General features: G+C 43.6%; 7 protein-coding genes. 3 read left to right on the top strand and 4 right to left on the bottom strand.

Features of this window, described 5'->3' with window-relative positions; genetic code table 11:
- On the top strand, window positions 1-1,339 hold a 1,339-nt coding region (gene gdhA, locus CAG68_RS18775), incomplete at its 5' end, for an NADP-specific glutamate dehydrogenase (RefSeq protein WP_237667897.1).
- 76 nt (window positions 1,340-1,415) lie between these two features.
- Here gdhA and CAG68_RS18780 read toward each other — a convergent pair.
- The 3 genes from CAG68_RS18780 to CAG68_RS18790 all read right to left on the bottom strand — a co-directional run bounded on the left by CAG68_RS18780 (window position 1,416) and on the right by CAG68_RS18790 (window position 5,301).
- Window positions 1,416-1,883 carry an OsmC family protein gene (locus tag CAG68_RS18780; RefSeq protein ID WP_005373176.1) on the bottom strand — a complete coding sequence of 156 codons (468 nt, stop codon included), beginning with the start codon at window positions 1,881-1,883 and terminating at the stop codon, window positions 1,416-1,418.
- A 99-nt stretch (window positions 1,884-1,982) separates the two neighbouring features.
- Entirely contained in the window at window positions 1,983-4,340 is a 2,358-nt protein-coding gene (locus tag CAG68_RS18785; RefSeq protein WP_161441500.1) for an ATP-binding protein, read from the bottom strand.
- Window positions 4,333-5,301 carry a cytochrome-c peroxidase gene (locus tag CAG68_RS18790; protein ID WP_086047464.1) on the bottom strand — a complete coding sequence of 323 codons (969 nt, stop codon included), beginning with the start codon at window positions 5,299-5,301 and terminating at the stop codon, window positions 4,333-4,335. Before CAG68_RS18790 ends, CAG68_RS18785 begins: the two co-directional genes overlap by 8 nt.
- Before the next feature lie 498 nt (window positions 5,302-5,799).
- Between CAG68_RS18790 and CAG68_RS18795 the strand changes: the two genes are divergently transcribed.
- Both CAG68_RS18795 and CAG68_RS18800 read left to right on the top strand, forming a co-directional pair.
- Window positions 5,800-7,176 carry an NfeD family protein gene (locus CAG68_RS18795; protein WP_086047465.1) on the top strand — a complete coding sequence of 459 codons (1,377 nt, stop codon included), beginning with the start codon at window positions 5,800-5,802 and terminating at the stop codon, window positions 7,174-7,176.
- 10 nt (window positions 7,177-7,186) lie between these two features.
- Entirely contained in the window at window positions 7,187-7,969 is a 783-nt protein-coding gene (locus tag CAG68_RS18800; RefSeq protein ID WP_054729723.1) for a slipin family protein, read from the top strand.
- A 41-nt stretch (window positions 7,970-8,010) separates the two neighbouring features.
- Here the strand turns inward: CAG68_RS18800 and CAG68_RS18805 are convergent, their stop codons facing one another.
- Window positions 8,011-8,445 (bottom strand): globin, encoded by a 435-nt coding sequence (locus CAG68_RS18805; RefSeq protein WP_054729720.1) that lies wholly within the window; start codon window positions 8,443-8,445, stop codon window positions 8,011-8,013.
- Window positions 8,446-8,526: the final 81 nt, after the last annotated feature.

Raw genomic sequence — 8,526 nt, forward strand, 5'->3', positions numbered from 1 at the left:
CGATACTATTGTTGCGTTGCAACACAGTAGCCCTGCGCAAAAAGAATTTTACCAAGCGGTAGAAGAAGTATTAACTTCTCTCGCGCCGGTAATAGAAGGCAATAATAAATATAAGGAACAAGCGATTATCCAGAGGATCGTCGAGCCAGAACGTCAAATCATGTTTCGAGTTCCTTGGGTTGATGATGCTGGAAATGTACAAGTAAACAAAGGTTATCGAGTTGAATTCAACTCTGCTTTGGGGCCGTACAAAGGAGGATTGAGATTCCATCACTCAGTCAATGCGAGCATCATAAAATTTCTCGGCTTTGAGCAAATCTTTAAAAACGCACTGACTGGCCTTCCTATCGGTGGCGGCAAAGGCGGTTCAAACTTCGATCCTAAAGGAAAATCCGACGGCGAGATCATGCGATTTTGCCAATCATTTATGAACGAGTTGTACCGTCACATCGGTCCTACCACCGATGTTCCCGCAGGCGATATCGGCGTCGGGGCGCGCGAAATTGGCTATATGTTTGGTCAATACAAACGATTGACGGGGCGCTACGAAGGTGTGCTTACAGGCAAGAGTCTTCTTTGGGGTGGATCACTCGCCAGAAAAGAAGCGACAGGATATGGCGCCGTCTATTTTGCAGAATGCATGCTCAACGACCGCAACGATTCATTGAAAGGGAAAACTTGCCTCGTTTCTGGTGCTGGCAACGTGGCTATCTACGCCATTGAAAAACTGTACCATATGGGAGCAACGCCGGTTACATGCAGCGACTCTCGAGGTACGATCTATCATGAGCACGGTATTGATCTTAAGCTCCTAAAACAACTGAAAGAAGTGAAAAGAGCAAGCTTAGAAGAATATTTAGAAACTTACCCTGAAGCAGAATACACACCAGAGGGCGACTATCCTAATGAAGGACATGCTGTTTGGCGATATCAGGCTGATGCTGCCTTCCCTTGTGCGACTCAAAATGAATTAACGTCAGACGACGCACTGGCTCTTATCGAAAACGGATGTATTTTGATTAGTGAAGGGGCGAACATGCCAACCACCCGTGATGCTGCCAATATTATCGTGGACTCGGACATAGCTTATGGGCCTGCCAAAGCAGCCAATGCAGGCGGCGTTGCAACCAGTCAACTTGAAATGGCGCAAAACGCCAGCATGCAAAACTGGACGTTTGAACAAGTGGATAGTCAGTTGCAAACCATCATGAAAAATATTTTCATCAATGCAAACGAAACCAGTAAAGAGTTTGGCCAACCTGGAAATTTAGTTTTAGGCGCCAACATTGCAGGCTTTAGAAAAGTCGCTGATGCAATGATTGAGCAAGGTGTCGTCTAGATGAACGAGCCAGCAGGATGACTGCTGGCTTAATATAACTCCGCAATAGGCCGCGCTTTTTGATAAAGAGCTCCACTTAATTCGCAATAAGCGTTGTCACTTCTGTTTTAACGGAGTTGGCGATAAAGCAATTCTCATGGGCCATGTGGTGCAGTTTTTCTAATTGAGATGGTGTCGGTTGTTTTTCACCTGAAAATGTTATCTTAGGGTTTAACGTTACCTTTGATACCCACTCTTTTCCGTTTTCGCCTTTTTCAAGCTCCCCTACCGCTTCATCTAAGTAACTGTCCACAACGTAACGCCGCTTTGCTGCAATAGACAAGAAAACGAGCATATGACAACTAGAAAGTGCCGCGACAAACGCTTCTTCTGGATCAACATTTTCTTCTACGGATAGTGGTAATGGTACTACGTGGGGAGATGGAGATGCTGGGACTTGCAACCCTCCATCAAATTGCCAAATGTGTGCCCTACTATACTTATTATCACTAAACTCTTCGCCAGCTTTACGATGCCATTTGATTAAAGCGGAATGCTTACTCATTCTAACTCCCTGATTTTCCGACGACGAATCAACACTATCCGTCCTTGCCACAGTAAACCACAACAAAATGAGTTAAGGAAAGCATCGCACTCACAGGGACTATAAAATCTGTTGAGGATCGGCATTGTTCTTCTGGATATCATCCAAAAGTCTATGAGACTGATGGATGTTGACCTGTAACCGATTGATCAGCATCTGCAACTGCTCAATCTCGGGACTTTGGTTGGCTTTAAGTTGAGTTTCCAGGGCCTCCGTTTGGCTCGCCAAAATAGGTAAACTTAGGTTCAGTGCCATCCCTTTCGTTTTGTGCAACGTCAGCTCTAATGAAGCAAAGTCTTCAGCCATAAAGTATTCAATAAGTTCATCAACAGAAGTCTCAAAATCGACAATAATGCTTTTTAGCAACTCGTCGAGCGCTTCTGGCTCATCTCGTAAAGAAGTAAACATGCCTGAACGGGAGAGTTCTTCCTCTGTTAACCTTAAGTTCTCGATTGGCTTACGTTGCAATTGAAGCACATTGCTGTCACTCGTTAGTGGCGGATTCTGTTTCGGTTCGAGTCTGGCGGCAAACTGTTTGAGAGCGTCTGAAAAGCTCTCATGCTGTAGCGGTTTCGTAAGCACATGGTCTGCTCCTGCTTCGATAAAGCTATCGTGAGCTTCACGAAATACGTCTGCCGTGTACGCAAAGAGTAATGTCTTGATACCTAACTCTTGTCGGATAACGCGTGTCGCCTCAACGCCATTCATCTCGGGCATATGGTTGTCCATCAAGATCAGGTCGTACTCGTTCTCTTTCGCCTTTTTAACCGCGATTAATCCATTTTCTGCAACATCCACTTCATGCCCAAGCTTTTCGCAAAACCCTTTTGCCACAATGGCATTCACACGGTTATCATCAGCAAGTAGTATCTTGAAATGGTGTGATTTTGCGCGAGGTTTCGGTGCTTCTTGCTGCTTTTTCGGAGCAGATTCTACCCAAGGAATCGGCAACTCAACGATAAATTGACTTCCAACGCCTTCTATACTCTTCAGAGTAATATGGCCACCCATCAAATCGGTTAGTTTTTTGACGATGGCTAACCCAAGCCCTGTTCCGCCGAACCTTCGAGTCGTTGATGAGTCTGCTTGCTCAAACGAGTTAAAAATATGCTCGTGCTTGTCTGGCGCAATACCAATACCGGTGTCGCTCACGCGCATGACCAACAACTGATTCGATTCATCTAACTCAGTTCTAACCAGCACATGCCCTTCATTGGTAAACTTCACCGCGTTACCGGCGAGATTAAACAAGATCTGTCGTAAACGCGCACAATCTCCAGTAAATTCAGTATATTCAGAAACCTCGTTTTCCAAGATTAACTCGATATTTTTTTCATCAACAAGTGGTTTTATTGCGCTACACACCGGAGAAAGCACTTGATCGAGCTTAAACTTAGCTTGCTCAAATTCCAGTTTGTTTTCTTCAACTTTAGAAAAATCCAAAATATCGTTGAGGATAGTCATCAGATGCTGGCCAGAATCAAGAATAACCCTAATATGCTCTTTCGTCGTCGGCTCTTTGGTCTCTTCTGCAATCATTTGAGAAAGCCCTAGTACACCATTCATCGGCGTCCTTAGTTCGTGACTCATTGCAGCGAGAAAATTTGATTTCGCTTTTGCCGCTCGCTCGGCTTTGTTTCTCGCCTCTTCAATTTCAAGATTCAACTGTTTTAAGTTATGCATTCGGTGATGTGACTGATAAACAAACGCGCTAACTAGAAACATCACCGCGATAAATACAAACAACCACGTAAAACGCGCCTCACTTTGAGCAATATTGAGTAACCGATGCTCTGAGCTTTCGACAAACTCAATATAAGTGTGATCAAGCAGTTCATTCGTCAGCAATTCAATTCTTTTATCACTCGTTTGAAGCCGTTTAAGGAAGTTCGCTTCTTTTTCACTCTCAACTTCAGTTTGTGTTAGAAGCAACTGGTTGAGAAATTCAAAATAACGACTGCCACCCAATGATTGACCGCTCTCGGTAGAAACCTCTTGCTGATATAAATTGAACAACATGAGTAATGCATACCGATTTTCTACCTGAACACCAATTAACATATCAAGCTTCAACGTTGTTTGAAGCACTCGCTCCTTAAACTGTTCAAGCGTATGCCTAACTTTTATACGATTGGGTGTCACGGGAAACCAAACTGATGCCTTTGATGATTCCAACAGTGCCTTTGCTGCGATTTCTATCTCTACTAAAGATGTTGTTAACTCATAGTTTTTCCTATCTTCAACGGCATATCGGTTCACGATAACATCACGCTCTTCAATCAACTCATGTCCGATATTCATTAGCCCTGCATGAAATTCTTGAGCGTTTTTTGAATTCATATACGACATATACGCCAGTGTGCAGCACGTCAGTATCCCAATAAAAAAGCAAAAGTTGATCAGTTTGAATTTATTCATTTTCCAACACCTCTAAAATTATGGGTCTAGGTGCTGTCAACGACTGCAAGAATGCTTCAATGTCCGCGACATTCTCATCGTTCATCGTTATACCGAGCTGGGTTTTAGCCATGATTTGTATCGCGTCGGATAACTTATCGACTTGCCCATTATGAAAATAAGGACTCGTTAGCGCGACATTGCGTAAACTGGCTACTCTAAAATAGAATCGCTCTTCATCCTCTATCGTAACGAGCTGCCTGCCCGAATCCTCTACTACTGGCTTATCCTTGAAATAGGCGAACCTTTGGATCATCGCTCCGCCGATATTTTTGCCCTGATGACACTGCACACAACCTGAAGTCTGAAATGTTTTCCAACCTCTGATTTGCTGTTCACTCAGTACATGCGTGTAACCCAATAAGTAAGCATCGAATGGTGCGCCAGGCGTCTGCAGCCCTTCAACAAACTCCACTATAGCGGACTTGATATTATGAACGTTAATCGGCAATTCACCGTCACGATTAAATAGCGCTTGATAATGTTCACTCTCTTTTACATATTGCTCTATTGTTTGCCAGTTTGAGTCCATTTCCATTGGATTATGGATTGGACCATCAATCTGAGCCATCAAGGTGTTTTCCGTACCATCCCATAAAAAACGATAATTTAACGCTGCATTAAACACTGTTATAGAATTTCTAATTCCATCACCTTTCACCCCCGTAGAGACTGGTATATTTTCAGCGCCATTGGTTTGCAGATTGTGGCATGTCGCGCAGCTGACATTACCATTTGACGATAATTGAGGATCGCGGAAGAGATGCCAGCCAATTCTCGCTAGCTTAATATCCACATTAGGATCACCCTGTATGGGCTGAACTAGGGAGATATCACCTAACATCTTCGCGTTTCTTGCGGTTGTTGTTTGGCTCAAAATGAGTGTTACAACAGCTAGTGCGATTGCGCTGAATTGCCTCATCAACTACATACCTTAAACTTGTCATTGATATGAATTTAGTTGCATTTTGGCGTTTTTTCCACCGACAGGAAGTTGAAAAAACGAGTTAAGTATTGCTTTGTTTAAGGCTTTGGTTGAAGAGGGAGTAATAAGGCGAATATGAAGAAACCTATCGCCTTATGAGTAGCTAACGTATTGAAATCTGAGTTTAGTGTAGAAAAGCCAAAAACCGTTGAAACCAAGTCACCTCTCCATAGGAGATCAGATCGAAAATAGTAAAGAAAACGGCACAGATAACGGCCAACTTAATCAAACGCTGAACAATAAACATAAACATCACAATTACCAATAATTTGCTTTAGTTTACTATCTCACACAGCGTTTATATATAAAAAAGTAGTCTCCTAATTAGCCTCGGCAACTTATTCATTAGAACCTATACTCAAGCATCTCTAAGTTATTTGGATATACTTGAATTAGGATTTCAAAAAGTCCCTGTGACAACACAAGGAGGACTGCATGAAACGACTATGGATATGGTTCTTACCTTTACTCTTGATGGCCAGTCAAGCACTGGCGAATACTGTTTGGATTGTTCCTGTCAAAGGCGCTATAGGGCCTGCTACTAGCGACTATTTATCTCGTGAAATAGAAGAAGCTCAACTAAACGGTGTCAGTTTAGTGATCTTAGAGATGGACACACCAGGCGGCTTAGATAGCGCAATGCGAGATATTATTCACGCGATTACCACCTCCTCGACTCCCGTTGCAACTTGGGTCGGCCCATCTGGTTCTAGAGCTGCCAGTGCAGGAACATACATCTTGCTCGCTAGTCACGTAGCCGCCATGGCTGAAGCGACAAACCTCGGAGCTGCAACGCCCGTCGCGTTAGGTGGTACGCCTCAACCTCCTTCATCGGATGATGGCAAAGATCAAAACGCGGAAGAAACGCCAGAAGGAACCAACGAAAGCTCAGAGAAAGTTCCCGCTAAAACCGCAATGGAGAAAAAGGTAATTAACGACGCCAAAGCCTACATTAAAGGCTTAGCAAAACTTCATGGACGAAATGCAGAATGGGCAGAGAAAGCAGTAAGCGAAGCGGCGAGCTTGGATGCAACAGAAGCATTAGAATTAAACGTGATCGATTACGTCGCCAATTCTCCAGAGGACTTAGTCAAAGCCATAGATGGGCAAACAGTTAAAGTAAACAATCGCACTGTGACATTGTCACTTGAAAATCCAACATGGGTTGAAAGAACGCCAGATTGGCGAGCAGAAATGTTAGCCGTTATCACCAATCCAAACGTTGCCTACATTCTAATGCTCATCGGCATCTACGGTTTACTTCTTGAATTTTACAACCCAGGAATTGGCTTACCCGGTGTGCTAGGTGGGATTTGTCTGCTTCTTGCCATGTACGCATTACAAATGATGCCCGTCAACTACGCAGGTCTTGGTCTGCTGTTACTCGGTATTGCACTAATGATAGCGGAAGCATTCAGTCCGAGCTTTGGTATTTTGGGTTTAGGCGGCGTTGTCGCCTTTGTACTCGGTTCGATATTTCTCATGGACAGTGAGTTACCAGGGTTCCAGATCGCCCTTCCTTTGATTTTTGGTATTGCCATATTTTCCGTAGCTCTAATCGTGCTGACCGTCGGCCTGCTGCTCAAAATTCGCCGCCGGCGTGTAACGACGGGTTTAGAGACTTACCCCGGGAAGGTCGCTGTGGTAAGCGATGACTTTATCGATGGCGAAGGACGCGTTCAACTCAACGGTGCTTTATGGCGAGCTAAAGCCAAAGACCATCAACAATTCAAACAAGGTGATCACGTCACCATTGTTAATGTTAAAGGGCTGACCTTAACTGTGATGCCTGATGACCGCCAAAATAAATAGGAGGCGCTTTATGATGCTCTATACCGTTGCGGTGATCGTGGTGCTGCTGTTCGCACTAGCGACCCAAATGTTCAAAGTTTTGAGAGAATACGAACGTGGGGTTGTGTTCTTTCTTGGTCGATTTCAAGAAGTCAAAGGACCTGGTTTGATCATCCTTATCCCATTTATTCAGCAAATGGTGAGGGTTGATTTACGTACTATCGTTTTGGATGTGCCGACACAAGATTTAATTACCAAAGATAACGTTTCTGTGCGCGTCAACGCGGTCGTTTATTTTCGCGTAGTCGATCCTCAAATGGCGATTAACAATATTGAAAGCTACAGCGATGCCACCAGCCAGTTAGCACAAACCACGCTGCGCTCGGTATTGGGTCAGCATGAACTCGATGAATTGCTATCAGAGCGAGAACGCCTCAATAAGGATTTACAATCCATTCTCGATCAACAGACTGATGACTGGGGAATCAAGATTGCTACGGTTGAAGTCAAACATGTTGATTTAAATGACAGCATGGTCAGAGCCCTAGCCCGTCAGGCAGAAGCAGAACGTAACCGTAGGGCGAAGATCATTCACGCTACTGGTGAGTTAGAGGCTTCAAATAAATTAAAAGAAGCAGCGCAAATGCTCAACGAAGCACCGAATGCACTGCAATTACGTTACATGCAGACACTCACTGAAATCACTACAGACAAAACATCCACTATTATTTTTCCAATGCCGATCAATCTTATCGAAGCTGTCAGTGATATCGCCGAAGCGGTGAAAAAGAATAAAGAGACACAAGATAAGTAAGATTCTGCCCCTAGGAAGTAACGACCACTCACGTTACTTCCTTATTTGGTACTCGCTTTAAGGATGTTCCCATCTTCTTTATCACATTCTTGTTTCATTACTTCTAAGCCCGTTTTAAAGCATGTTCGCCAAGCGGTTTCAACATCGGCATCATACCCGGAATCACACTGTCGAACCGTTTCTAACAAACTCTCAAGCCAAACATCAAAATCCTGCGGCTCTATACCAATATCTGCACTTGCATGCTTTTTCCCATACTTTTCCACCATTTTGTGCGCTTCGGTCGAGGTATCTGCCATCATAAAAAATACGATAGACCCTCTAAGCATTCTCACTTGTTGGTGCATGTCTATACCGTCAAACTTCTGTCTAAAGTTGGCACTTTTCGACCATAAATTTTTGTAGAACAAGTCGAAAAACTCCTGATCTGAAGTACAACGTTCATAGCTATCATTAAAAACTTCAATCACGTTCATGTTGCTTTCCCCTACGCCTTAATATGAGTTTAATTTAATATCAAATAAAAGCTTCCAAATAAGGACTTTTAAGTTTCAAAC

Source organism: Vibrio sp. V42_P2S4T144, from assembly GCF_009904715.1.
Taxonomy (GTDB): Bacteria; Pseudomonadota; Gammaproteobacteria; order Enterobacterales; family Vibrionaceae; genus Vibrio; species Vibrio alginolyticus.